General features: G+C 65.3%; 22 protein-coding genes. 6 read left to right on the top strand and 16 right to left on the bottom strand.

Going from position 1 to position 24,676, the window contains the following annotated elements; all coding sequences use genetic code 11:
* Positions 1–191 precede the first annotated feature (191 nt).
* Entirely contained in the window at positions 192–944 is a 753-nt protein-coding gene (locus tag NLR35_RS16350; RefSeq protein ID WP_257167558.1) for a sulfate transporter family protein, read from the top strand.
* Here NLR35_RS16350 and NLR35_RS16355 read toward each other — a convergent pair.
* From NLR35_RS16355 to nth, 4 genes are all read right to left on the bottom strand, one after another.
* Complete coding sequence (locus tag NLR35_RS16355) at positions 885–2,501, bottom strand: DHA2 family efflux MFS transporter permease subunit (protein WP_257167559.1); 1,617 nt, start codon at positions 2,499–2,501, stop codon at positions 885–887. The genes NLR35_RS16350 and NLR35_RS16355 overlap by 60 nt on opposite strands.
* Entirely contained in the window at positions 2,498–3,019 is a 522-nt protein-coding gene (locus tag NLR35_RS16360; RefSeq protein WP_257167560.1) for an isoprenylcysteine carboxyl methyltransferase family protein, read from the bottom strand. Before NLR35_RS16360 ends, NLR35_RS16355 begins: the two co-directional genes overlap by 4 nt.
* Positions 3,016–4,068, bottom strand: a complete 1,053-nt coding sequence (locus NLR35_RS16365) for a type III polyketide synthase (RefSeq protein WP_257167561.1) — start codon at positions 4,066–4,068, stop codon at positions 3,016–3,018. The genes NLR35_RS16360 and NLR35_RS16365 overlap by 4 nt, the downstream gene beginning before the upstream one ends.
* A 208-nt stretch (positions 4,069–4,276) precedes the next feature.
* Entirely contained in the window at positions 4,277–5,104 is an 828-nt protein-coding gene (gene nth / locus NLR35_RS16370) for an endonuclease III (protein WP_257167562.1), read from the bottom strand.
* A gap of 22 nt (positions 5,105–5,126) precedes the next feature.
* Between nth and NLR35_RS16375 the strand changes: the two genes are divergently transcribed.
* The gene (locus tag NLR35_RS16375; protein ID WP_257167563.1) at positions 5,127–5,660 is read left to right on the top strand and encodes a DUF2244 domain-containing protein; all 534 of its coding nucleotides are present in this window, start codon (positions 5,127–5,129) and stop codon (positions 5,658–5,660) included.
* Positions 5,661–6,144: 484 nt separating this feature from the next.
* The gene (locus NLR35_RS16380; RefSeq protein ID WP_257167564.1) at positions 6,145–7,044 is read left to right on the top strand and encodes a bifunctional helix-turn-helix domain-containing protein/methylated-DNA--[protein]-cysteine S-methyltransferase; all 900 of its coding nucleotides are present in this window, start codon (positions 6,145–6,147) and stop codon (positions 7,042–7,044) included.
* Between the two features lie 499 nt (positions 7,045–7,543).
* Here NLR35_RS16380 and NLR35_RS16385 read toward each other — a convergent pair whose 3' ends face one another.
* From NLR35_RS16385 to dnaK, 9 genes are all read right to left on the bottom strand, one after another.
* On the bottom strand, positions 7,544–8,086 hold the full coding sequence (locus NLR35_RS16385; protein WP_257167565.1) for a hypothetical protein: 543 nt from the start codon (positions 8,084–8,086) through the stop codon (positions 7,544–7,546).
* A gap of 1,281 nt (positions 8,087–9,367) precedes the next feature.
* On the bottom strand, positions 9,368–9,991 hold the full coding sequence (locus NLR35_RS16390; protein ID WP_257167566.1) for a 2,3-bisphosphoglycerate-dependent phosphoglycerate mutase: 624 nt from the start codon (positions 9,989–9,991) through the stop codon (positions 9,368–9,370).
* Positions 9,992–10,014: 23 nt separating this feature from the next.
* Positions 10,015–10,833, bottom strand: coding sequence for a 4-hydroxy-tetrahydrodipicolinate reductase (gene dapB, locus NLR35_RS16395; protein WP_257167567.1), 819 nt, complete (start codon positions 10,831–10,833; stop codon positions 10,015–10,017).
* Positions 10,834–10,913: 80 nt separating this feature from the next.
* Positions 10,914–11,216 (bottom strand): DUF1330 domain-containing protein, encoded by a 303-nt coding sequence (locus NLR35_RS16400; RefSeq protein WP_257167568.1) that lies wholly within the window; start codon positions 11,214–11,216, stop codon positions 10,914–10,916.
* A 3-nt stretch (positions 11,217–11,219) separates the two neighbouring features.
* Positions 11,220–11,999, bottom strand: coding sequence for an orotidine-5'-phosphate decarboxylase (pyrF, locus tag NLR35_RS16405; RefSeq protein ID WP_257167569.1), 780 nt, complete (start codon positions 11,997–11,999; stop codon positions 11,220–11,222).
* 158 nt (positions 12,000–12,157) lie between these two features.
* Positions 12,158–12,739, bottom strand: a complete 582-nt coding sequence (locus NLR35_RS16410) for an NADPH-dependent FMN reductase (protein WP_257167570.1) — start codon at positions 12,737–12,739, stop codon at positions 12,158–12,160.
* Positions 12,740–12,784: 45 nt separating this feature from the next.
* A complete protein-coding gene (locus tag NLR35_RS16415) occupies positions 12,785–13,387 on the bottom strand; it encodes a class I SAM-dependent methyltransferase (RefSeq protein WP_257167571.1) in 603 nt (200 codons plus the stop codon).
* A 231-nt stretch (positions 13,388–13,618) separates the two neighbouring features.
* Positions 13,619–14,749, bottom strand: coding sequence for a molecular chaperone DnaJ (dnaJ, locus tag NLR35_RS16420; protein ID WP_257167572.1), 1,131 nt, complete (start codon positions 14,747–14,749; stop codon positions 13,619–13,621).
* Between the two features lie 143 nt (positions 14,750–14,892).
* Positions 14,893–16,788 carry a molecular chaperone DnaK gene (gene dnaK / locus NLR35_RS16425; RefSeq protein WP_257167573.1) on the bottom strand — a complete coding sequence of 632 codons (1,896 nt, stop codon included), beginning with the start codon at positions 16,786–16,788 and terminating at the stop codon, positions 14,893–14,895.
* Between the two features lie 511 nt (positions 16,789–17,299).
* On the opposite strand from dnaK, the gene NLR35_RS16430 reads away from it, so the two are divergent.
* Positions 17,300–18,235: a hypothetical protein gene (locus tag NLR35_RS16430; protein ID WP_257167574.1), complete on the top strand. Its 936-nt coding sequence runs from the start codon at positions 17,300–17,302 to the stop codon at positions 18,233–18,235.
* Between the two features lie 18 nt (positions 18,236–18,253).
* On the opposite strand, the gene NLR35_RS16435 is transcribed toward NLR35_RS16430, so the two are convergent.
* The gene (locus tag NLR35_RS16435; RefSeq protein ID WP_257167575.1) at positions 18,254–19,780 is read right to left on the bottom strand and encodes a hypothetical protein; all 1,527 of its coding nucleotides are present in this window, start codon (positions 19,778–19,780) and stop codon (positions 18,254–18,256) included.
* Positions 19,781–19,957: 177 nt separating this feature from the next.
* Between NLR35_RS16435 and pncA the strand changes: the two genes are divergently transcribed.
* Together pncA and NLR35_RS16445 are read left to right on the top strand one after the other, a co-directional pair.
* Positions 19,958–20,671, top strand: a complete 714-nt coding sequence (gene pncA, locus NLR35_RS16440) for a bifunctional nicotinamidase/pyrazinamidase (protein WP_257167576.1) — start codon at positions 19,958–19,960, stop codon at positions 20,669–20,671.
* A gap of 513 nt (positions 20,672–21,184) precedes the next feature.
* On the top strand, positions 21,185–22,477 hold the full coding sequence (locus tag NLR35_RS16445; protein ID WP_257167577.1) for a hypothetical protein: 1,293 nt from the start codon (positions 21,185–21,187) through the stop codon (positions 22,475–22,477).
* A gap of 219 nt (positions 22,478–22,696) precedes the next feature.
* Here the strand turns inward: NLR35_RS16445 and grpE are convergent, their stop codons facing one another.
* Positions 22,697–23,317: a nucleotide exchange factor GrpE gene (gene grpE, locus NLR35_RS16450; RefSeq protein WP_257167578.1), complete on the bottom strand. Its 621-nt coding sequence runs from the start codon at positions 23,315–23,317 to the stop codon at positions 22,697–22,699.
* Between the two features lie 117 nt (positions 23,318–23,434).
* The gene (gene hrcA / locus NLR35_RS16455; protein ID WP_006612702.1) at positions 23,435–24,523 is read right to left on the bottom strand and encodes a heat-inducible transcriptional repressor HrcA; all 1,089 of its coding nucleotides are present in this window, start codon (positions 24,521–24,523) and stop codon (positions 23,435–23,437) included.
* Positions 24,524–24,676 lie beyond the last annotated feature (153 nt).

Genomic DNA, 24,676 nt, shown 5'->3' on the forward strand with positions numbered 1-24,676 from the left:
TTATCCTCGTCATTGCGAGCGAAGCGAAGCAATCCAGAGTCCCGCCCACCACCCTGGATTGCTTCGCTTGCGCTCGCAATGACGGAGGAAGCAGTTGGGGCGCTTCTGCGTACGGTGGGGAGGACGGGCTTGCCGAAGCCCCTGGGCATGTTTACCTGCTGACGCAGGGTTTGCAGAGAGGTTCCACCACCATGATCGACGCCGCCGTCAAGGCGCTTTCGCAGATTCTGTCGCCGCCGATGCGCTCGATCCTGTGGCGCTCGATCGGGCTGGCGCTGGTGCTGGTCACGGTGCTGGCGATCGGGCTGCAGCGGCTGCTGAGCTGGCTCGCCACCGCCGGCGAGGGCTGGGCCGAGGCGATGCTCGGGCCGGGCTCGCATGGCGCGCTGGAGGTGCTGACCTGGATCATCTCGATCGCGGCCGGCTTCGGCGTCGTGTTCGGCGGCATCATGCTGATGCCGGCGATCACCTCGCTGATCGCGAGTCTCTTTGTCGATGACGTCGCCGACCTTGTCGAGCGCGAGCATTATCCGGCCGAGCGCCCCGGCGTCGCGCTGCCGTTCGGCATCGCCCTGATGGAAGGCCTCAAGGCCGCCGGCCTCACCATTCTCGTTTACCTGGTCGCCCTGCCCTTCGTGTTCCTGGCCGGCGCCGGCTTCGTGATCTTCTTCATCGCCACGGCGTGGCTGCTCGGCCGCGAATATTTCGAGCTCGCCGCGATGCGCTTCCGCTCCCCCGCGGAGGCCAAGGCGATGCGGCGCGACAATGCGGTGACCGTGTTCACCGCAGGGCTGATCATCGCGGCGTTCGTCACGATCCCGATCGTGAACCTGGCGACGCCGCTGTTCGGCATGGCCTTCATGGTCCACCTGCACAAGCGGTTATCAGGACCGCGACCCCAGCTGATCGAGCCGTCGCCGGAGCGCCGGCTGCGCAGCCTCTAGCGCCATCAGTTGCGGCGACAGGCTCGCCGACTTGTTGCGCGCGAACGGAATCAGCAGGAAGCCGAGCAGCGCGATGCCGGCGAGCAGCGACCAGGCTTCGTTGACGCACAGCGCCAGCGAGGCCTTTTCCACCAGCGGCCGGACATAGGCGATCGCCTGCTCCTCCGAGATGTTGCGCGGCCGGTTGCGCAGCAGCTCCGGCGCCAGCCCGATCGCCTTGGCCGCGGCGCTGTCGCCCGCCATCAGCCGGTCGCGGAACGCCTGCGCGTGCAGGGTGACGCGGCCGTAGATGATGGTGTCGATCAGCGCGATGCCGATGGCGCCACCGAGATTGCGCATCAGGTTGAACAGCCCGCTGGCATCGGCCACCTCTTCCGGCGGCAGGTCGCCGAGCGCGATCCGCGTCGGCGGAAGCAGGCAGAACATGATGCCTATGCCGCGCACCACCTGCGGCCAGAACATCTCCTGATAGTCGGCGGTCGGCGGCTGAAACGCGCTGGCGGCAAGGCCCGCGCTGAACAGCGCGAAGCCGAACGCGGTCAACAGCCGCGCATCGATCTTGCCGTCGAGCGCGGTAACAATCGGGGCGGCGACCAGCTGCGCAACGCCCGTCACCAGCATGATCTTGCCGATCTCGAACGCGTCGTGGCCGCGCGCGAAAGCGAGGAACACCGGCATCAGATACACCGAGCCGAACAGGCCGATGCCGAGGCAGAAGCTCGACACGCAGCCGAGCGTGAACGCGCGGCGCTGAAAGCTGCCGATACGCAGGATCGGATCGGCCGACGCCAGCAGGCGCTGGACCAACAGCGTGAGACAGGAGGCGCTGAGCACCAGCAGCGCGATGCAGTTCGAGGACAGCCAGCCGCCCTTCGGCGCCTCCTTCAGCCCGAGCTCGAGGCTCGCCAGGGACACCGCGAGCAACAGCAGCGCGAGCACGTCGAGCTTGTCGAGCTCCGCGAGATCCATGTCCTGCTTCGGCAACAGCGCCGGCGTCGCGGTCGCAGCCAGGATGCCGGGCGCGATGTTGATCAGGAACAGCCATGGCCACGACCAGGTGTTGGTGATGAAGCCGCCGACCACCGGGCCGATCGTCGGCGCGAGCACCGCGACCACGCCGCCGATGGTCGTCGCCACCGCATGCAGCCGCGAGGGAAACAGCAGGAAGACCGCGGAGAACACGACGGGAATGAGGAGGCCGCCGAAGAAGCCCTGCAGCACGCGGAACGCCAGCAGCATGTGAAAGCTGCCGCTCAGCGCGCAGCCGAGCGACGCCAGCGTGAACACGCTGACGGCGCCGACGAACAGCCAGCGCAGGGTGAACACGCGCGTCAGCAGGCCGGTCAGCGGAATGGCGATGATCTCGGCGATCAGATACGCGGTCTGGATCCAGCTCATCGCATCCGGCGTGATGCCGAGCGCCTCCTGGATGGTCGGCAGCGACGTCGCCACCACCTGGATGTCCAGGATGGCCATGAACATGCCGACGCACATCAGGACGAAGCCGAGCCAGGTGGCCAGGCTAGGCTTATCCTCCGGCGCGGCCGTCTCGCTCATGCGGTCTGGCCGCCGCCCACGCCACCGCCAGCAACGCCGGACAGCGCCTCGGATTCGGCGCGGATGCGGATGAACAGCACGGCGGCGTTGAGGCCGGAGAAGATCAGCGCGATCAGCGGCAGATGCAGCGCCAGCGGCAGCAGCGCGATCTCGGCGGTGACGACCAGGTAGTTCGGATGCGAGATGTAGCGATACGGTCCATCCGTCACCAGCGGTGCGCCGGGCAGGATGATGATGCGCGTGGTCCAGCGCGGCCCGAGCGTCGCCAGCACCCACCAGCGCAAGCCTTGCAGAGCCACGAAGCCGGAGAGCAGCCAGGGATCGACCTCCTGGTCGACGCCGAGCAGCCACAGCGACACCAGCCAGGCCGTGTGCATCGAGATCATCAGCGGATAATGATCCGCGCCGACCTCGACCGCGCCCATCGCGCGCAGGCGGCGGGTGTTGTGGCGGGCGAGCACGAGCTCGCCGAGCCGTTGCATGGTGACGAGGGCGAGGACGAAGGCGGCGAAGGTCATGCGGCGTGCCTCAGTGAAACGCAGCTGGCGGTGAAACCGGGACCGAGCGCCGTCAGCACCGAGCGCGGCGGCAAACCTTTCGCGCGGGCGCGCTCCAGCACGAACAGCACTGTCGGAGCCGACATGTTGCCGTAGTCGGCGATGACCTCGCGCTCATGGTCGAGCGTGCCCTGTCCGAGCGACAGCGCGCGCTCCAGCGCGGTGATCACCTTGGCGCCGCCGGGATGGCAGACGAAGCGATCGACATCAGTGGCCTGTAGCTTCATGTTGCCGAGGATCTCGTTGACCGCCGGCCCCATGTTCTCGGTGACGAAATCCGGAATGGTACGCTGGAAGATCACGCCGAAGCCTTCCGGGTCGACGCTCCAGCCCATGATATCCAGCGTATCCGGCCACAGCTTCTCGCCGGTCGCCTCGACGAGCGTCTGGCCGCCATCGCCCGCACGCAGGATCGCGGCGGCTGCGCCGTCGCCGAACAGGCTGAGCGCTACGATGTTCGCCTTGCTCAGCTCGTCATGACGCACCGCGAGCGTGCACAGTTCGAAGGTCACGAACAGCACGTTAGTGCCCGGCCGCGCCTGCGCGAGACGCGCGGCGATCGACAGGCCCGAGACGCCGCCGGCGCAGCCGAGCCCGAACACCGGCACACGCGAGACGTCGGAGCGGAAGCCGATGCGGCCGGCGACGCGGGCCTCCAAGGTCGGCGTCGCGATGCCGGTCGAGCTGACGGTGACAATGGTGTCGATCTCGTCGGCCCTGAGATCAGCCTGTGCCAGCGCCTTGTTCGTCGCCTCGACAAACAGCGCCTCGGCGCCTTCGAGATAGGCCTCGGTGCGCTCCGGCCAGCCGCGCCGCTCCATGTACCATTCGATCGGCTTGACGCCGTAGCGCTGACGGATGCCGGTGTTGGCGAACAGGCTCGCCATCGTGTCGAACTGCGGGAAGCGCGGCGACAGCACCACGCGCGCCGCCTCCATCACCTCGTTCTGGCGAAACTGATGCGGTGGCACGGCGGTCGCGAGCGACACGAGTGCGGCGGTGTGGTCCATGCAACTGATCCTTCCCCGTCCCGGCGCACAAAGTCCGAGAACGCGGAAATCATCACGCGCCACTCACATCGCCCGGATTACGGGTTTCATCTTATGACCAATGCGGGCGGCGATGTGGCCCGGCGATGGTGAGACGGCGTCGCAGCGTGACGCTAAAGTGACTGTCAAACGCGTTTTCGAGGTGCAACCTTACGTCGCGCTCTACGTATCAGGCCGTCTTCTCCGGCCAGCGGCAGAGGTCCTTGATCAGGCACAGTTCGCAGCGCGGTTTGCGGGCCAGACACGTGTAGCGGCCGTGCAGGATCAGCCAGTGATGGGCGTGCAGCATGAACTCCGCCGGGATCACCTTCTCCAGCCCGAGCTCGACCTCCAGCGGCGTCTTGCCGGGCGCCAGCCCGGTGCGGTTGCCGACGCGGAACACGTGGGTGTCGACCGCCATCGTGTGCTCGCCGAACGCCATGTTGAGCACGACATTCGCGGTCTTGCGTCCCGCGCCCGGCAGCGACTCCAGCTCCGCCCGGGTGCGCGGCACCTCGCCGCCGAACTCGGCGATCAGCTTCTGCGACAGCGCGATGACGTTCTTGGCCTTGGTGCGGTAGAGGCCGACGGTCTTGATGTAGTCGCGCACGGTGTCCTCGCCGAGCGCGAGCATCTTCTGCGGCGTGTCGGCGATGGCGAACAGCGGCCGCGTCGCCTTGTTGACGCCGGCGTCGGTCGCCTGCGCGGACAGCACCACGGCCACGAGCAGGGTGTAGGGGTTGAGGTGCTCGAGCTCGCCCTTCGGCTCCGGATTAGCCTGCGCGAAGCGGCTGAAGGCCTCGCGGATCTCGGCGGGGGTCCAGGGTTTGACAGCCTTCAACGCTTTCTTGACCGGCTTGACGGAGCCTGCCTTTGCCTTGGCGGCCGGGGACTTGGCCGCCGGGCTCGTCTTGGCGGCCTTTTTCACCGCCGTTTTGGGCGCGGCCTTGGCGGCGTTTTTGGCGGGCTTGCGAACCGGCACCGGCTTGGCGCGTTGGGGGCGGGTGATTTTGGCCATGATCCGGGTATACTGAGGCCCCATGATGCCAGGCAATGCTTTTGCGTATCAGGAGACCGGCAACGGCGCCGCTGATCCCGAGCTGTTCTCGGCCCGGCTGACGCCGCATCGCTCGCTCAACCGCACCGGCTTCGTGGTGCTGATGGTCGTGGTCTGCGCCATCAGCTTCATCGGCGGCATCGCCTCGCTGATCATGGGCGCCTGGCCGGTGTTCGGCTTCTTTGGCCTCGACGCGCTGGCGATCTACTGGGCCTTCCGCATCAACTTCCGCCGCGCCCGCGCCTATGAGGACGTGACGATCACCCTGACCGAGCTGCGGCTGCGCCGCGTCAGCCACAAGGGCCACGTCATGGAATGGCGCTTCAACCCGCTCTGGGTCCGCCTCGACCAGGAAACCCACGAGGAGTTCGGCATCGAGCGCCTGTACCTCGTCGCCCGCGGCCAGCGCGTGGCGATTGCGAGCTTCCTCGGCCCGGAGGAAAAGGCGAGTTTCGCCAAGGCGCTGACGGCCGGGTTGCAGGCCGCGAAGCGCGGGCCGGTGTATAATCCGCTGTAGCGCCTGCTTCCCCACACACGGTCATTCCGGGCAAGGCCGTAGGCCTCGAACCCGGAATCCCGAGCTTGCCTTGCGTTCTTTTCCAACAACCTCGAGATTCCGGGTTCAATCGCCAATGCGCCGTGGCGCATTGCCGATTGCCCAGGAATGACGACCAGAATGTTATCCGCAGTGCTGGCCCCGCGCGCAGCTGCGCTCCCTCTCCCCGTTCTTCACGGGGAGAGGGTCGGGGTGAGGGGCCGCCCACGGGTGGTCTCAGCGGGGGCCCGCGCGCCAGGAGTGTCCGGGGAAGCACCTGTATCCCCTCACCCGGATTGCATCTGACGATGCAATCCGACCTCTCCCCGCCCTAGCGAAGCTTCGCTTCGCCTTGGCGGGGCGAGGTTACACCGCCGCCGCCGCGCAAGCCGGGCTCAATCCACCCCTAGCCCCCCAATCAGAAATCGGGTGGAGTGCCCTCCCCGGCCGCCCTACATCCGGACTCATGATGACCCTCGCCATTCACGATTCCGCCCTGGCCAAGCCGGGCCCGCAACAATCCGCAGCCCTGCGCGACTACGACGCCGTGCGCCGCGCGATCGCGTTCATCTCCGAGCACTGGCGCCGGCAGCCGACCATCGAGGACATGGCCGACGCCGCCAGCCTCACCCCGGACGAGCTGCACCATCTGTTCCGGCGCTGGGCCGGGCTGACGCCGAAGGCGTTCATGCAGGCGCTGACGCTCGACCACGCCAAGGGCCTGTTGAAGGGCTCGGCCAGCGTGCTCGACGCCGCGCTCGACTCCGGTCTCTCGGGCCCCGGCCGCCTGCACGATCTGTTCGTCACCCACGAGGCGATGTCGCCCGGCGAATGGAAGACCGGCGGCGCCGGCACCACGCTCCGCTACGGCTTCCACCCCTGCCCGTTCGGCCTGGCGCTGGTCATGGCCACCCCGCGCGGCCTCGCCGGCCTCGCCTTCGCCGACCCCGGCGAAGAGGCGTCCGCGCTCGCCGACATGAAGAGCCGCTGGCCCCGCGCCGCTTACGTGGAGGACGTCCCCGGCACCGCAGCGCTGGCGCAGCGCATCTTCGACAAGAACCACTGGCGCCCCGAGCAGCCGCTGCGCGTGGTCCTGATCGGCACCGACTTCGAGGTCCGCGTCTGGGAAGCCCTGCTCAAGATCCCGATGGGCCGCGCCGTCTGCTACTCGGATATCGCGACAAGACTGGAGTCACCGAAGGCGTCGCGCGCGGTCGGCGCGGCCGTGGGCAAGAACCCGATCTCGTTCGTAGTGCCGTGTCATCGCGCGCTGGGGAAGACGGGGGCGCTGACGGGCTATCATTGGGGACTGACGCGCAAGCAGGCGATGATCGGGTGGGAAGCCGGGCAGGTGGGGATCGCGTAAGACAGGTAAGAGCCAGCCTCAAATTGACTTATCTACCGTTGCCAGCGCCCCAGCCATCGAGCCTAGGCATCAACGAATTTTGCTCAATTGGCTCATCAAATGTTATGTAGGACTAACTGGCAATCACCGAGTGGATCCAGGCATCTCGCGAGCTCGCCCCTTTTGAAGCCTCGGGTGAACCGTCTTAGCCGCATATAAACTGCTCTAGAGGGAGCGACCTTCGTCGGAGATCAAAAGCAACGCGGCGCCGGAGCGCCGCGCTAGACGTGATTCGCGGTTTTTGATACGAGTAGGGCGTTAAGCCCCTGAGTTTCTTCTGTGGGCTTGCCACATGGGGTACTCCTGACCCGGCGCGGCCGGGGTTTGGTTATCTCAGTGCCAGAGGGTTGCTCCGCCAAGATTGGCCCTCTGACGGTGGAACGGTGGAGATGGAGGGTCACGATCCCTCGGGTACGCCAGGTGGACAACCGACCGCCCGCACCATGCCATCCCCATTTTCTTAGGAAGCGGCGGCTGTCTTGTCGGCAGTCGCCGTTTCCATTTCCTCCTCCTCTTCCTCTTCTTCCTCCTCCTCCTCGGCGATCCCAGCAGCCGTCGCCTTGGGCTTCTTCAGATCTGGATACCAGACCGTTAGGCCATAGCTATTGTTTGGCAGCCGGTGAAAGAAAGCAGTACGCTTTCGCAAGAGTGCTCGTAGACCAACAAGGGCAGTATTTGCGTCTTTGGCCTCGAATTTGAATCCGCCCTGTGTAATCGCGTCGTAGATTTCGCGTGGGGTAGCGGGACCCTGATCTTGCAGCTTTCGCATCTCCAGATACTCGCGCACTGCTGTCTGCAGCTTCTTACCGTAAAACGTGTCGGGCTTAATCTGAGAGCCGGTAGCGCTGCTGGTAGCGCGGCCGCCGCGGCCGCCGAACGGAGGACGTGGCGGCAAGCCGTCTTCCGCCCTTAGATCATTGATGACCTCGATCAGGCTGTTCGCCTTGCGTTCCAGGTCGGACAGCTTCTTCTCAAGTGCATCGATAGCCAACTGGTTGCCCATTGGTGCCTCCAGCGCAATAGCGCACAGCTCATCTACCAAAGGTCGCCGAAGGCTGCAAGGGCGAATCTGGGACAAAATGGGAAAAATGGGGATATAAGGGTCGATAACGGGCAAATACGGTCAGTGGTATTGTCCCAATCCGGCGCCTCCTTCTGGTCGCGCTACCTTCGTTCACAAACTTCAGGCAATGTAGCTTGCCTCGTATTGAGCTCTCTCTGTCTTCCAACACTGTCGAAGCCTGTATTGTCCCTAAGCCAGGGCGACAACGGGGTCGGGCAAGCCCACAATCTCTCAAGACCACTCAGATTCCGAAAAATTAAAATGTATTGCGTTTTTTCGGAATTCATGATTTTATCCCTCATCCCGCCTCAACGAGAGGGACGTTGCGCGCGATCGTCACGACACGCGAGGCGGGGAGCGATGGCCGCGGTCTGCCGCAGCGTGTCTTCGGGCGCGCCGACGAACGGTGGGGCTGCGGACGTGAAGTCGCAGGGTCCTGATACCCCGACGCTGGTATCAACTCACGGCGAGGCCTTGGCTTCACGTGGGGATGGTGGCCAACAAGCCCGGCGCACCAGGGAGACTGCGTATAAGCGTGAAAACCGTCGCGCGGGGAATGCCGGTTGTTTCGGCTGAACCTGTGGTGACTGCCGCCTGCTTTTTTTCTGCAGGCGGGCCATGGGTGCGGCCAGCATCCGGCATTCCCTGCGCCCTCTCACGTGTTGGAGGGACATTGTCGATGCAGGACTCGGGCCGGATCGCCGCGAGATCGCGGAGCTGTGTCCAAGGCTGTTTGAGATGTGAATCGGGGAGAATGGTCGGCACTCGCCGATCCCGTGCGCAGCGTCGGGGGCCTCATGGTTCGAGACGCGTCGCAAGGGCGACGCTCCTCACCATGAGGGTTGAGCGCGAACTTGGAGTTGCACGCGGACCATGAACTGCGTGCTCAGGGGAAGAGTCGATCTCCGGGGCAGCTTTCACCCCTCACCCTGAGGAGCCCACCGCAGGTGGGCGTCTCGAAGGGCGAGGCCCGTGCCGTTGCTGCGCGTTGATGGCCGTGGCAGCGCGAACGGGACAAGCCCGGGCATTACGAGTCAACTCCTAAGCGCGATGGCTTTTTGTGATGTCGCTCAAGAGGCACTTCCCGTGGGGCTGCCCCTCACCCCAGCCCTCTCCCCGTAAGAAACGGGGCGAGGGGGCGCACCGGCGCTGCGGGCGATGGTGGGCTTCAACTCACAAGGTGCGTCGTGACCTGCCGAGGCAGGTCGCGCGTGACGATGGCTAGCCCGCCAGATCGAGCTTCGACTCCACGGTCGAATCCGCCTTCAGGCGGTAGATGATCGGCACGCCGGTGGCGAGTTCGCGCTTCAGGATGCCTTCGGGGGTCAGCTTCTCCAGCACCATGATCAGGGCGCGGAGCGAGTTGCCGTGGGCGGCGACTAGGGTGCGTTGGCCGTTGAGGACGGCGGGCAAAATCTCTTGCACGTAGTAGGGCAGCGCGCGGGCCAGCGTGTCCTTGAGGCTTTCGCCGCCGGGCGGGGGGACGTCGTAGGAGCGGCGCCAGACGTGGACCTGGTCCTCGCCCCATTTGGCGCGGGCGTCGTCCTTGTTGAGGCCGGAGAGGTCGCCATAGTCGCGCTCGTTGAGCGCGAGGTTCTTGGACGTCGGCAGGCCGGGCTGGCCGAGCTCATCGAGGATCAGCTTCAGCGTGTGCTGGGCGCGCGTCAGCTCGGAGGTGAAGGCGACGTCGAAGGTCAGGCCGTGCGCCTTCAGCTTGCGGCCGGCGTCCTTGGCTTCGCTGACGCCCTGCTCGGTCAGGTCGGGATCCTTCCAGCCGGTGAACAGGTTCTTCAGGTTCCACTCGCTCTGGCCGTGGCGCACCAGCACCAGGAGACGTTCGCTCATTGCTTACTGATCCACTTGGTTGATTAGAACAGGTCCTTGAGGCCGAGCACGTCGTCCATCGTGTAGTAGCCCGGCGGCTTGCCATGGGCCCACAGCGCCGCCTTCAGCGCGCCATGGGCGAAGATCATGCGGTCCTCGGCCTGGTGCGACAGCACCAGCCGCTCCGAGGGTCCGGCGAAGATGACGCTGTGATCGCCGGCCGCGGTGCCGCCGCGCAGCGAGGCGAAGCCGATGTCGCCTGAGCGGCGCGCGCCGGTGATGCCGTCGCGGCCGCGCGCGGAGTGATCCTCCAGCGAGATGCCGCGGCCGTCGGCCGCCGCACGTCCCAGCATCAAGGCGGTGCCCGAGGGGGCGTCGACCTTGTGCTTGTGGTGCATCTCAAGGATCTCGATGTCGAAGCCGGCGTCGAGCGACTTCGCCACCTGCTTGACCAGCGCCGACAGCAGGTTGACGCCGAGGCTCATATTGCCGGACTGCACGACGATGGCGCGCTTGGTGACGCTCTTGATGACGGCGTCGTCGGACGCCGACAGGCCGGTGGTGCCGACGACGTGGACGATGCCGCGCTCAGCGGCGATGGCGACATTGGCGATGGTCGCGGCCGGGACGGTGAAATCGAGAATGCCGTCGGCGTCGGCCGACATCGCCCAGAGATCGGCCGAGAGCTTGATGTTGTTGGCGGGCAGCCCGGCGAGCAGGCCGGAATCCTTGCCGATCAGCTCCGAGCCCGGGGCTTCGAGCGCGCCCGCGAGGTCAGCGCCGTAGCTGTCGGCGATCGCGCGCACCAGCGCGCGGCCCATGCGGCCGCCGGCTCCGGCAACGATCAAGCGCATCTTCGACATGTCAGCTCCTCCGCCCCTTCAAGGGCTATAGCCGGAGCTAAGAGCGGGGGCAACCGAGGCCGCCGGGAGGCGAGCCCCGCTCAGGGCTGCGGGCCGTCATAGCCCTCGATGATAACCAAATCGCCTTCCGAATGCGGCGAACGCATCGCGACCAGGCGCTGATATTCGGCGGAATTGTAGCACGCGAGCGCGGTGGCGTAGTCCTTGAACTCGATCACGACGTTGCGCGAGCGCGAGGTGCCTTCGCGTGTTTCGTACTGGCCGCCGCGCACCAGGAATCTGGCGCCGTACTGGTGGAATACGGCACCGTTCTGCGCTACGTATTCCTTGTAGCCGTCCATGTTGTGCACGTCGATGCGGGCGATCCAATAACCTTTAGGCATCGGCTAAAGGCCCACTGCTCGGCGGGAAAGACCTGCCTCAACCTCTCGAAATATGGATTCAAGCATCTTAATCTTGGAAGGCGCATTCAAAACTGGCCGACCTACAACCAAGTAATCTGCGCCGTTCGTTATAGCTTCCTCAGGAGTAGCAACACGACGCTGATCGTTCCACGGAGTACCAGAGGGGCGAATCCCCGGCGTGACAAGCGTAAACGACGGCGCGGACAGATCGCGTGATAGCTTTCTGATCACAGAGGCTTCGAGACCGGATGCTATGACGCCATCGGCCCCTGACTCGATTGCGATCTTTGCTCTCAAGCTAACAAAATCTTCCATGGGGATCTGAAGACCCATGTCCTCCAGATCCGATTGGTCTAAGCTCGTCAGTACAGTCACAGCCAAGATCTTAAGCTTTTCACGCTGAACCTTCGCTGCCGACTGGATCACCTTGCGATCACCATGGACAGTTAAGAAATCGACTCCCATTTGAGCGATATTCTCAACCGTACGTTCTACGGTATTCCCGATGTCGAACAACTTCGAATCGAGAAAGACCTTCTTTCCTCGATCCGCCAGTCTCCTTGCGAAGTCGATGCCTCGACCTTCGTGATACTGCAATTGCAGTCCAATCTTGAAGAACGACACATGAGAGCCGACTTCACTCACAATGAGTTCGGCTTCCTGAACGGTAGGGACGTCTAGAGCGAGAATAACTCGGTCTTGGAGCGGAATACCTTGCACGGCCGCCTTTGCGAACGCTGCGGAATCCGGATGAGCGTTCATTGCGCACTCCGCTGGAATTTTGGGGGAACAAGAGCAAATCACGGCTACTTGCTCTTGAGTCGGTTTCTTTGAATCCAGATTTTCCATGAGGTCAAGCTATTTTTGTGCATACCCCAAGATATGGGGGCATGGGTAGCGGGGGTCATCTATAAGCTGTCCTAACCACCATTACTGTGGGCTGTGTCGATCAGCTGCCGCACCAGCGCGTCGAGCGCGTTGACGTCGGCCGGCAGCCTGAGCCGATCCATGTCGTTGTAAGCCTTGTCGGCGAAGCCGAGCGCGAGCTGACTCGGGATTACACCGGCATTGCACGCGGTCAGCATCAGCCGCAGCGCTGCGAGCACGCGGACGCCGCCGAAGCGGTTTTCGGAGGCGGCGGCGATCGCGAACGGCCTGTTGCGGAACACCGCGCCGCGGCCCTCCGGCGGCTCGTCGACGCGCGACAGCCAGGCGATGGCGTTGCTGAGCAGCGGCGGCACCGAGGCGTTGTATTCGGGCGTGACCAGCAGCACGCCGTGATGCGCTGACAGCATGCGCTTCAGATTGAGCGCCTCGCGCGGCACGCCCGCGGCGGCCTCGACATCGGCCTCGTAGAGCGGCAGCGGGAAGTCAGCGAGCGAGATCCGGGTGACATCGGCGCCGGCCTGGGCGAACTGATGGGCAGCCGAGGCGGCGAGCCGGACGTTGTGCGAGCCGGCCCGGGTCGAGCCGGGGATGATCAGAATCTTGAGGGCGGACATCGTACGGCCGGGAAACGACCCGCCGCGACGAGCCGCGGCTGCCGGTCAGGGCTTGCGATACACCCAGACGCGCGCCGGCGGAAGGTTCATCCAGATCCGCTCGGAGGCCTCGGTCTTGACGCCGGGCAGCGATTTCGGAATCGGCGGCACGACGGAATAGGTGAACTGCACGAACGGCGCGTTCGGCGACATCGCGGCGAACGCATCGCGCACCAGCTTCATCCGTGTCAGCATCGGCTTGGTGACCAGCGGCAGGCCGGAGACGACGGCGGAGGCCGGCGCGTTCAGAACGTTCCACAACGTGTCACGGAGCCGGTAGGCATCGCCCTGGACGACCTTGGCGTGGGGATAGCGGTCGCGCAGCAGCGCGCAGAAGCTCGGATTGTATTCGACGAGGACGAGCCGCTTCTGATCGACACCATGCTCGACCAGCGCGTTGGTGATGGCGCCGGTGCCCGGCCCGAGCTCGATCACCGGGCCGGTGCCATGAGGATCGACATATTGCGCCATGGTGCGGGCGAGCAGGCGGCCCGACGGCATGACCGCGCCCATATGCAGCGGCTTCTCGATCCATGAGCGGAGGAAGCGCACCTCGTCGTCCAGACGAAGAGGCTTTTTCGACGCACGCACGGACGTTTGCAGGGGCATCTCGGTACCAGACGGGACCGTTTTCACGGCGATGTCAGAAAAGAGTCACAAAGACGTATAGGTCGCAGGCGGGGCGGTCAAGCCGAACCGTAACTCACGATTAAGGCTGCCGGGTCCGGGGTCATATCGTTGAATTTGATAATTTTTTGCATGTGCAGAGCAGCAAATTCGCGGCATCCGCACAGGCAAGGCAGCGCCCGGCCGGGGAGCCGGGCGAGACGAACATTCGGCTCAACTTGCGGCCTTGCCGAAGAAGTCCTTGACCTTGGTGAAGAAGCCGGCGGCCTCAGGCTGGGTGGCTCCGGACGACAGCTTCTCGAATTCGGCCAGCAGCTCCTGCTGCTTCTTGGTGAGGTTCTGCGGCGTCTCGACCACGATCTGGACGTACATGTCGCCGGTCTGGCGCGAGCGCAGCACCGGCATGCCCTTGGACGCGATCCGGAAGCGGCGGCCGGATTGCGCGCCGGCGGGGATCTTCACCTTGGTCTTGCCCTTGTCGATCGTCGGCACCTCGAACTCGCCGCCGAGCGCCGCCGTCACCATCGAGATCGGCACGCGGCAATGCAGGTCGGCTCCGTCGCGCTGGAAGAACTCGTGCGCTGTCAGCGACAGGAAGATGTAGAGATCGCCCGGCGGGCCGCCGCGCAGGCCGGCCTCGCCCTCGCCGGCGAGACGGATGCGGGTGCCGTCCTCGACGCCCTGGGGGATGTTGACCGACAGCGTGCGGTCGCGCGTGACCCGGCCCGAGCCGGAGCACGATGGGCAGGGATCCTCGATCATCTGGCCGCGGCCGTGACAGCCGGGACAGGTCCGCTCCAGGGTGAAGAAACCCTGCGCCTGGCGGACCCGGCCGGCGCCGCCGCACATCGAGCAGGTCTTCGGCTTGGTGCCGGCCTTGGCGCCGGTGCCGGAGCAGGACTCGCAGGTCACCGAGACCGGGATCTCGATCTGCGCGGTCTTGCCGAGGAAGGCCTCCTCGAGCGTGATCTCCATGTTGTAGCGCAGGTCGGCGCCGCGCTCGCGGCCGGTACCGCCGCGGCGCTGCCCGGCCATGCCGAACAGATCCTCGAAGATGTCGGAGAAGGATGAGGCGAAGCCGGCGCCGAAGCCGTGGGGACCGCCGCCGGCGCCCTGCTCGAACGCGGCATGGCCATAGCGGTCATAGGCGGCGCGCTTGTCGGCGTCGCGCAGCACCTCATAGGCCTCGTTGATTTCCTTGAACTTCACTTCGCTGGAGGCGTCGCCCGGATTCTTGTCCGGGTGCCATTTCATGGCGAGCTTACGGAACGCCGTCTTCAGCTTGCCCTCGTCGGCGTCGCGCTCGACTTCCAGGGTCTCGTAATAGCAGCGCTTGGTGGACATCAATCAAACCCGCCCGAACATCGTCAGACCTGAACGGCTCGCGCGCATCCCGCGCGCCGGTTCAATGAAAATGACCCCCACCCAACGAGACGCAGACCGCGCTCTTTGGCATGGGGGTCATGGCTAACAGCCTCTACCGTCGCTTAAGCAGATTTCTTCTTGTCGTCGTCGACCTCGGTGAACTCCGCGTCGACGACATCATCCTTGGCAGCGTCGCGAGCGGCGTCGCTCTCGGCCTGCTGCTTGTACATCGCCTCGCCGAGCTTCATCGACGCCTGGGCCAAGGTGTTGGTCTTGGTCTTGATGGCCTCGGCATCGTCGCCCTTCAGCGCTTCCTTCAGGTCGCTGACGGCGTCCTCGATGGCGCGACGCTCGGTGTCGGCGACCTTCGAGCCATGCTCGGCCAGCGCCTTCTCGGTGGAATGCACCAGCGCGTCGGCATGGTTCTTGGCGTCGACCGCCTCACGGCGCTTCTTGTCGGCCGCGGCGTTGGCCTCGGCGTCCTTGACCATCTTGTCGATGTCGGCTTCCGACAGACCACCGGAGGCCTGGATGCGGATCTGCTGCTCCTTGGCCGTGGCCTTGTCCTTGGCCGAAACGTTCACGATGCCGTTGGCGTCGATGTCGAACGTCACCTCGATCTGCGGCATGCCGCGCGGCGCCGGCGGAATGCCCATCAGGTCGAACTGACCGAGCATCTTGTTGTCGGCCGCCATCTCGCGCTCACCCTGGAAGACCCGGATGGTGACCGCGTTCTGATTGTCCTCGGCGGTCGAGAACACCTGGCTCTTCTTGGTCGGGATCGTGGTATTGCGGTCGATGATGCGGGTGAACACGCCGCCCAAGGTCTCGATGCCGAGGGACAGCGGGGTCACGTCGAGCAGCAGCACGTCCTTGACGTCGCCCTGCAGCACGCCGGCCTGAATGGCCGCACCGATCGCCACCACCTCGTCGGGGTTGACGCCCTTGTGCGGCTCCTTGCCGAAGAACTGCTTCACCATCTCCTGGATCTTCGGCATGCGGGTCATGCCGCCGACCAGCACCACTTCGCCGATCTCGCCGGCGGTCAGGCCGGCATCCTTCAGCGCCTTGCGGCACGGCTCGATGGTCTTCTCGACGAGATCGGCCACCAGCGCCTCGAACTTGGCGCGAGTCAGCTTCATCGTCAGATGCTTCGGACCGGACTGGTCCGCGGTGATGAAGGGCAGGTTGATCTCGGTCTGGGTGGTCGACGACAGCTCGATCTTGGCCTTCTCGGCAGCTTCCTTGAGGCGCTGCAGAGCGAGCTTGTCGTTGCGCAGGTTGATGCCCTGCTCCTTCTGGAATTCGTCGGCGAGGTAGCTGACCAGACGCATGTCGAAGTCTTCACCGCCGAGGAAGGTGTCGCCATTGGTCGACTTCACCTCGAACACGCCGTCGCCGATCTCCAGGATCGAGACGTCGAAGGTGCCGCCGCCGAGGTCGTACACGGCGATCGTGCCGGCCTTGGTCTTGTCGAGGCCATAGGCGAGCGCCGCCGCGGTCGGCTCGTTGATGATGCGCAGCACCTCGAGGCCTGCGATCTTGCCGGCGTCCTTGGTGGCCTGGCGCTGGGCGTCGTTGAAGTAAGCGGGGACGGTGATGACGGCCTGGTCGACCTTCTGGCCGAGATGGGCTTCCGCGGTCTCCTTCATCTTCTGCAGGATGAAGGCGGAGACCTGCGAGGGCGAATAGGTCTTGCCGTCGGCCTCGACCCAGGCGTCGCCGTTGCCGGCCTTGACGATCTTGTAGGGGACGAGCTTCTTGTCCTTCTCGACCATCGGGTCGTCGTAGCGGCGGCCGATCAGGCGCTTCACTGCGAAGAAGGTGCGCTCGGGGTTCGTGACGGCCTGGCGCTTGGCCGGCTGGCCGACCAGACGCTCGCCATCGTCACTGAAGGCGACGATCGACGGCGTGGTGCGCATGCCCTCGGCGTTCTCGATGACTTTCGACGATTTGCCGTCCATGACGGCCACGCACGAATTCGTGGTGCCGAGATCGATCCCGATGACCTTTCCCATGGTCTCATATCCTTCTTTTTGCGGCAGGTTGGGTGGGGCCCTGACGGCGCCCCCATCCAAAACCCCCTCAGATCAAATGCTCGCGATATTGCGACGATGAGCGTCATATAGGAGGGGGGGAGGCACCCGCAAGGACCGGAGGAGGCTTGGGCGCGCGGAAAAAACTGCTGTTTTTTCGCCGCTCCGTGAAAGCCCGCAAAGCAGGTGCGGATCGCTGCCCGTGATGCGGGCAGGACATGGGCTCCGAACCCGGGCGGCCCAGCAGCGCCCCCCGATCGAGCCGTAAAGTCGCCCTCATTCGGACGCCGCGGGGACAGCGGATCATGCTTAGCGAAACCATAATGGTGACCGAGTCGGACTCCGCAGGCGGAACCTCTGGTCGCACCCATCGACCTGTTGCGGGCGCGACAAACCCGGTAAAAGGCGTCTCGTCCGTGGACGGCCACCGCGGGGACGATGACGGCCGTCAAACCGGGTTGTCGAACTGGTCAGTGAACGAGGCTGTTTCTTCATGATGTTCTCCCGACTTCTCGCCGCTGCGCTCGTGTCGATCTCCCTGCTGCGACCGGCGCTGGCCGCGGATGCCATCTTTCCGCCGGGCGTCCGCATCGGACTCGCGCCGCTGGTGGGGCTCACCAAGGCCAAGACCTTCACCGGGTTTGAAACCGAGGACCAGAGCGTCAAGGTGCTGCTGACCGAACTGCCGGCGGGTGCCTATGGCGAGGTGAAGAACGCGTTTACCGCCAATCCCGGGGGGACCGGCAGCGTCAAGCCGGAGAGCATCGAGACATCAGCCGGGACGGCCTACTACACGGTCGAGAACGGCCGGGACGGCACGATGCCGGTGCGACGCTATTCGATGATCCTGCCCGGTACGGGTTTCTCCGGCTATGTGGCCGTCCAGGTCCCGGAAGCGGCGAGCAAGATCTACACCGACGACGCCGTGCGGCAGATGTTCGCCTCCGCCGTGGTCCGCAAGGAGGTGCCGGTCGACGAGCAGTTGGCGTTGATGCCGTTCAAGGTCACCGATTTCTCCGGCTTCAAGACCACGCGCATGCTGGGGCCGGGCGCGCTGATTCTCGCCGACGGCGACGAGGAGAAGGGCTTCGAGGCGGCGCCGTTCGTGGTGATCGGGCTGATCGCCGGAGTCGCCCCCGAAGCGGGCGACCGTGGGCGCGTGGCCCAGCAGGCCGCCACCACCATCCCCGGTGTCCGCGAGGCCCGTATCACGATGTCCGAGCCGATCCGGATCGACGGGATGCCCGCCTATGAGACCCGTGTCGAGGCCACGAGCGGCAAGGACAATACGCCTGTCACGGTGGTGCAGTGGCTGCGCTTCGGCGGGCCGAGCACGCTGCGAATCATCGGCAGCGCGCCGCGTGATCAGTGGTCCGCGGCCTTCCCGCGCTTCCGCGCCGTCCGCGACGGCATCCAGCCCAAGGGGTGACAGGCCCGGGGCGCCGCCTCAGTCTGGCGACCGGACATAGATCTCGATGTCCTGCACCGTCTCGGCGAGACGATAGCCCTGCATCAGGCGATCCAGCTCGGGACTGGCGTGCAGCCACTGGCTCCAATTGCCGGTCAGGTTGTCGACCAGAACAATCGACGGTCGGGCGCGCCTGATGTCGTCGGCCAGCCAGCGGCGCTCGCGCCGCGTATAAGGATCAAGCCGCGCCAGAACCTGCGCGTCCGCGCCACTGTCGCGGGCAAACTCTTCATAGCTCGACGCCAACAGGCACTGCTCGCGCGAGGTCCACACGCCACCGACTGCGCGCGTCAGCGGGTGCGGAATGCCGGGATCGCCGGACACCACCATGATGCTCGGATGGGCGATGCCGAGACGGGCGATTGCCGGCTGCAGAAACCGCGCGTCCAAAGCGTGATTGAACCAGACCAGCGCCGGGACGAGCAGCGCGGCTGCAACCGCCGCGGTCGCAAGACCCGATCGCTCAGGCCCCTGCTCGTCGACGGCCGGGACTGTCGTGACGGCGAAGGCAAATCCCAATGCGGCAAAAGCCAGCGCCGGATACGAGTGGTACGGCCAGCCCTTGCGCTGCAGCAGATAAGCGAGAAAGAACGCGGCCGACGCGCTCAGCAGCAGAAGCAAGGTCGGCGTCATGCGGCTGCTACGCCTCAGCAGCAGTGTGGCGACCAGAGTGAGCGCATACAGCAGGACCGCCGGCTTTGCCAGCAACACCGGCAACGACATCCCGATCGAATAGACGTCCCGCAGCAGCGGCCACATGTCGGTGAAAAATTCCGGAAAAAACAGTGCCGTGCAGAGGCTGTAGAGAGCGACCAGCGTCGCCCCGACGAGATTTTCAGGCGCAAGCAGTATCCGCGCCGATCGCAGATGCACAGCCACGACGCCGAGCACGCACAGCATAGCCAACGCAAAATGCGGCTTGAAACAAAGCGCTAGTCCAAGGCCGACGCCGGCGGCGGTGGCTGCCCAGAGCGGTACCGTCTCGCGGTTGATACGCCGCGCCAGCACCGCGAGCATCGGCACGAGTTCGATCACCGCGATATGCTCGCGCTGGCCGAAACACTGACAGGGCAACACGGCGAGAACGGCGAGCGTGACCAACGCCAGCGGCCATTTCTGGCGCGGCGCCAGCGCCGCGGATTCGCGCAGGATGACGCAGCTGAGGGCAAGCGACAGCGCGATGGCCAGGAACAGCAGAGCATCGAGCATGACCTCGGCGGGGACGCCGGTCGCGCGCGCGAATATGATTGCCGGGACATAGACCAGAACCGCCATCGGCGGGTTAGTCTCCAGGATCTCGGAATACAGCCTCTGGCCATCCAACCAGCGCTCGGCCGCGATCAGGAGCCAGCTCACGTCGGTATTGGCGGCCACCAACTGCCGCATCAGCAGGCCGGCTGCTACCAGGACGAGAAAGAGCGTCAGAACGGGCAGGCGCGTTCGCCGGTCCGCGGCCTGCAGCGCAGGCAGCACCAAGCCGCCATCGGCGTCGACATTCATGGTCATGGTCCCACCCCACCGTAGATTTACGGACCATACTTGGGCACCTTTAATGGATTGCTTCTTTCATCCACGACAATCTCTGGTCTACGGTGATCGAGCTTGGGGCCGGCATGAACGAGCCGGCCGCGGTCAGGACCATGGAGACGGTCGAAAGCGGCCGTCACACTCGGGGGGAATGACATGAACCGACGGCACATCCTGCGGCTGCTCGGCAGCTCGGCCTTTGCAGCGGCGTTGGCCGACCGAGCCAGGGCGGCGGCCATGATCAAGCCCGATGATGCAGCGGCGCTGCTCGTGATCGACGTGCAGAACTGCTTCCTGCCCGGCGGCAGCCTGGCCGTGAAGGACGGCGAGCAGGTCGTGCCGGTCATCAACAGGATCGCCAAGGCTTTCACCAATGTCGTGCTGACCCAGGACTGGCACACGCCGGCTCATGTCTCGTTCGCCTCCAGCCATCCCGGCAAGAAGCCGTTCGAGCTGATCGACCTTGCCTATGGCAAGCAGGTGCTGTGGCCGGATCATTGCGTGCAGGGCAGCGACGGTGCCGCGCTCGCCAAGGACCTCGCGATCCCGCAGGCGGAGCTGATTCTACGCAAGGGCTTCCACAACGACGTCGACAGCTACTCGGCCTTCACCGAAGCCGATGGCAAGACCAGCACCGGGCTTGCGGCCTATCTGAACGCCCGCGGCATCAACAAGGTCTTCGTTGCGGGACTGGCGACCGATTTCTGCGTCGCCTGGACCGCACTCGATGCACGCAAGGCGGGCTTCCAGACCTATGTGATCGAGGACGCGTGCCGCGGCATCGACACCCAGGGCTCGCTCGCCAAGGCATGGACCGACATGGCCGCGGCCGGCGTCAAGCGGATCACCTCCGAGGACATCGCGGCGTAAGCTGCGCCGAGCACGGACGGCTACGCCTGTAACTCGCACGGACGGGGGTTCAATTCCACGTAGATTGCGGCCGGCATCAAGGCGCCTGGCGATGAGATTGCGCCTCCCGATGGGCGCCTGCGGACTGGAGCCCGCCGTCCGTGGGGCGCGGGCTCGCGCGCCGAGATGATCTCGCCCTAACGCGGACACACGCACGCGACGACCGGCGCGTGCCGGCCTGTGATCTGCCGCGGTGACCGAAATGCGTTGTTAACCGGCACACCCTAGTCTCCCGCCTTCCTGGAATGGGAATGAGGTATGGTGACTGACACCTTTTGGGGTCTTCCGCAGCGCGCGCGCGAAATCCAACCAGCCAAGTTCCAGGGACTGCTGATTTGCGTCATCGTCGCTGCAGCCGCGTGGCTACGGTATGTTCTGCCCCTCAATGTCGATGTCAGCTGGTGGCTGCTCGTCAGCGAGCGCATGATCGATGGGCAGCGGCTCTATGTCGACATTCTCGAGACGAATCCGCCGATGGCCGGATCGGTCTATTTTCTGGCCGTCGCATTCGCGCGGGCCATCCATCTCAGGCCCGAACTGGCGACCAACATCCTGATCTTTGCGCTGACCGCGACATCCCTGACGCTGGTGTGGCTGGTGCTGCGGACATCGCCGCTGCGCGAACGCCTCGCGGACGGCAGGCTGGCGGCATGGACGACGGCCTTGCTCCTCATCGCGCCGATGTACGATTTCGGCCAGCGGGAACACCTCGCCCTGATCACCGTGCTGCCGGCGATCGCGGTTTACATCTTGCGCGCCCGGCGTGAATCGGTGGGCCCGGCTGCGTTGCTCATCGCCGGGCTCAGCGCCGGACTCACGATGAGCTTCAAGCCGTATTTCGCCTTCAGCGTCGGCTTCTGCATTCTCGCTTCCGCAGCCCAAGCGCGCGATTGGCGGGTGCTGTTCGCGCTCGAGAACTGGATCGCGGCTGCGCTCGTGCTGCTCAACGCCGTCAGCATCTACCTGTTCTTTCCCGAGTATTTCACCGTCATCTATCCGCTGGTCCGGGACGTCTACCTGCTGCTGAAGGCGCCCGTGCCGGCCATTCTCGTTACACTGCCGATCGGCCTCTGGCTGGCAGCGACCGCGGTCGTCCTTCTTCTCCAGCGCAAGCAGCCGCGGCGGGACGCGGCATCGTTCGTGACGCTCGCCGCATCGCTCGGATTCCTGGTGTCATTCGTCGCGCAGCGGAAGGGCTGGGGCTACCACGCCTATCCGATGGTGGCGCTGGCGCTGCTTGCGGCGGGCTTCGCCGTTTCGGCAAGCGATCTTGGCCACGACCCGCGGCGCTGGCCGCGCGTCGCCGTGGCCACCGCCGCTGTCGTACTCTTCGTGCAGACCTGCTTGTGGTTCAATGGCAGCGTCGACGTCGGGCAGATCGAGCGCCAGGTCGCGCGGCTCGGCCCGCGCCCGAGCCTGCTGGTGCTCAGCGCCGCGGCTGTCATCGGACACCCGATGGTTCGAACCTTACAGGGCACCTGGATCTCGCGCCAGGAAGCGTTCTGGGTCCGCGAGATCGTTCGCCGATCCCTGCAGGACGGGACCCTTGATGCCCAAGCCGCGCAACGGCTCCAATCCTATGTGGAGCGCGAACGCGCCGGGATCATTGCTGATTTCCGAAAGCAGCCGCCGGACATCGTCCTGATCGACAACCAGAACAGCAATTGGGGCGACTGGGCGCGTTCCGATCCTGAGCTCAAGGCCCTCCTCGAACCCTATACGCTGGTGAAGACCGTCGAGGGGGTTGAGATCCTGAAGCGCGGCTAGCACCGCCTCGGCGCGATTAACGCCCTTCGAGACGCGCGAAGCGGGGCCAGTGGTCGGCCACCTCTCCGCTCGTCCGCGCCGGGTGCACGGCACTGGGCCGAAGCGTCCAACGCGACTGGCTCCAATCAACGTCGGGACAGACAAAAAAAGCCACCGACTCACCGCCGGTGGCTTCCTGTGTTTCCCCTGTAAGGAGGCCGCGCAACTGGCGCGCCCGCCTCAGGCCGCGCTGTTCGACTGGTCGTTGCTGGCCCCCGGCGCCGTCTTGGCGCCGCCCTTGGAGACGCCGACCAGCGCCGGGCGCAAGATGCGTTCACCGATCATGAAGCCGGCCTGGACGACCTGCACCACCGTGCCCGACGGCACCGACGCATCAGGCACCTCGTACATCGCCTGCTGGAAGTTCGGGTCGAACTTCTGCCCCGTCGGATCGAACTTCTTGACGCCGTTCTTCTCCAGCGTGTTGAGCAGCGAGCGCTCGGTGAGCTCGACGCCCTCGATCAGCGACTTCAGGCCGGGATCGGCGTTGTCGCGCGTTTCCGCCGGCACCGCATCGAGCGCGCGCTGCAGATTGTCGGCGATGTCGAGCACGTCGCGGGCGAAGCCGGTGATGCCGTACATCCGCGCATCCGCGACTTCGCGGGCGGTCCGCTTGCGCAGGTTCTCCATCTCCGCGAGCGTGCGAAGCATCTTGTCGCGCGCGTCGGCCGCTTCCTTCGCCAAGGCTTCAGCTGAGCCGGTCTCGGGATCGTCGGGCATGATGTAGGGTTTGGAGACGACGGGTTCGCTGGCCTGCGCAGGGTTTTCCGGATCGTTCTGATGCAGGTCGGGATCGGTCATGGACAGACTTCTCGCAAGTTCGGCGGTTCTGGGGATGTCGGGCGGGATATCGTGCTTTGGGCGCTGAAAATCAAGCGCAGCCTGACGGTGGCGCGGGCGGGTTAACCATGTCCGAGATCAGCCGCCCATCAGGCGGCTGAGCAGGCGCGCGGCATAATCGACCGTCGGAATGACCCGGGCATAGTTCAACCGGGTCGGACCGATGACGCCGAGCACACCGACGATGCGCCCCGTAGCATCGGAATAAGGCGACACGATCGTCGACGAACCCGACAGCGAGAACAGCTTGTTCTCCGAGCCGATGAAGATACGGACGCCCTCGGCGCTTTCGGCACGGCCGAGCAGATCGACCACGCCGCGCTTGGTCTCGAGATCGTCGAACAGCCGCCGGACGCGTTCGAGATCCTCCAGCGCATGCAGGTCTTCCAGCAGATTGGCATGACCGCGCACGATCAGCTGGCGATCGTCGCTGTCACCGCCGGACCAGCTCGCCACCCCGGCAGCGATCACCTTCTGCGTCAGCTGATCGAGCTCGGCACGATCAGCTGCGAGCGCGGTCTCGAGCTCCAGCCGCGCTTCCGCCAAAGTGCGTCCGCGAATCCGCGAATTGAGGAAATTGGAGGCCTCGGTCAGCGCCGACGGCGGCACTCCGGGCGGCAGGGCCAGCACCCTGTTCTCGACCTGTCCGTCTTCGCCCACCAGCACGACCAGCGCGCGCTCCGGCTCCAGCCGCACGAACTCGATGTGCTTCAGCCTTGTGTTGGATTTGGCGGTGAGAACCACCGCGGCCGCACGGGTCAGGCCGGACAGCCGCGTCAGCGCCTCGTCCAGCGCGGCCTCGACCGATTGCGCGCGGCCGACGGCGGCGAGCTGGCTTTGGATCGACTGCCGCTCCGCCTCGGTCATGTCGCCGACCTGCATCAGGGCATCGACGAAGAAGCGCAAACCGGCCTCAGTCGGCAGCCGGCCGGCCGAGGTGTGCGGCGCATAGATCAGGCCGAGCTGCTCCAGATCGGCCATCACGTTGCGCACGGAGGCCGGCGACAGGGGAACCGCGATCAGCCGCGAGATGTTGCGCGAGCCGACGGGCTCGCCGGTCGCGAGATAGCTCTCGACGATCTGCCGGAAGATCTCGCGCGAGCGCTCGTTGAGCTGCGCGAGCCCCGCCGGCGGTGTCATCAGGTTGATCGGATCGTGGTGGGCCACCAGATATCCTCCTCACCCATCTGCATATAATTTGGCCATACGGCGGCTCGGTGGCAAGCCGGACTTGTGGGCGTGTTCCGGCGTGATAGCCCTTGCCGCTGCGGGTCCCGGCACCTACAAGGCCGTTTAACCCCGTCTTTTGCCTTTCCACGG

Origin of the sequence: Bradyrhizobium sp. SRS-191, assembly GCF_024586915.1 — a bacterium.
Lineage (GTDB): Bacteria > Pseudomonadota > Alphaproteobacteria > Rhizobiales > Xanthobacteraceae > Bradyrhizobium.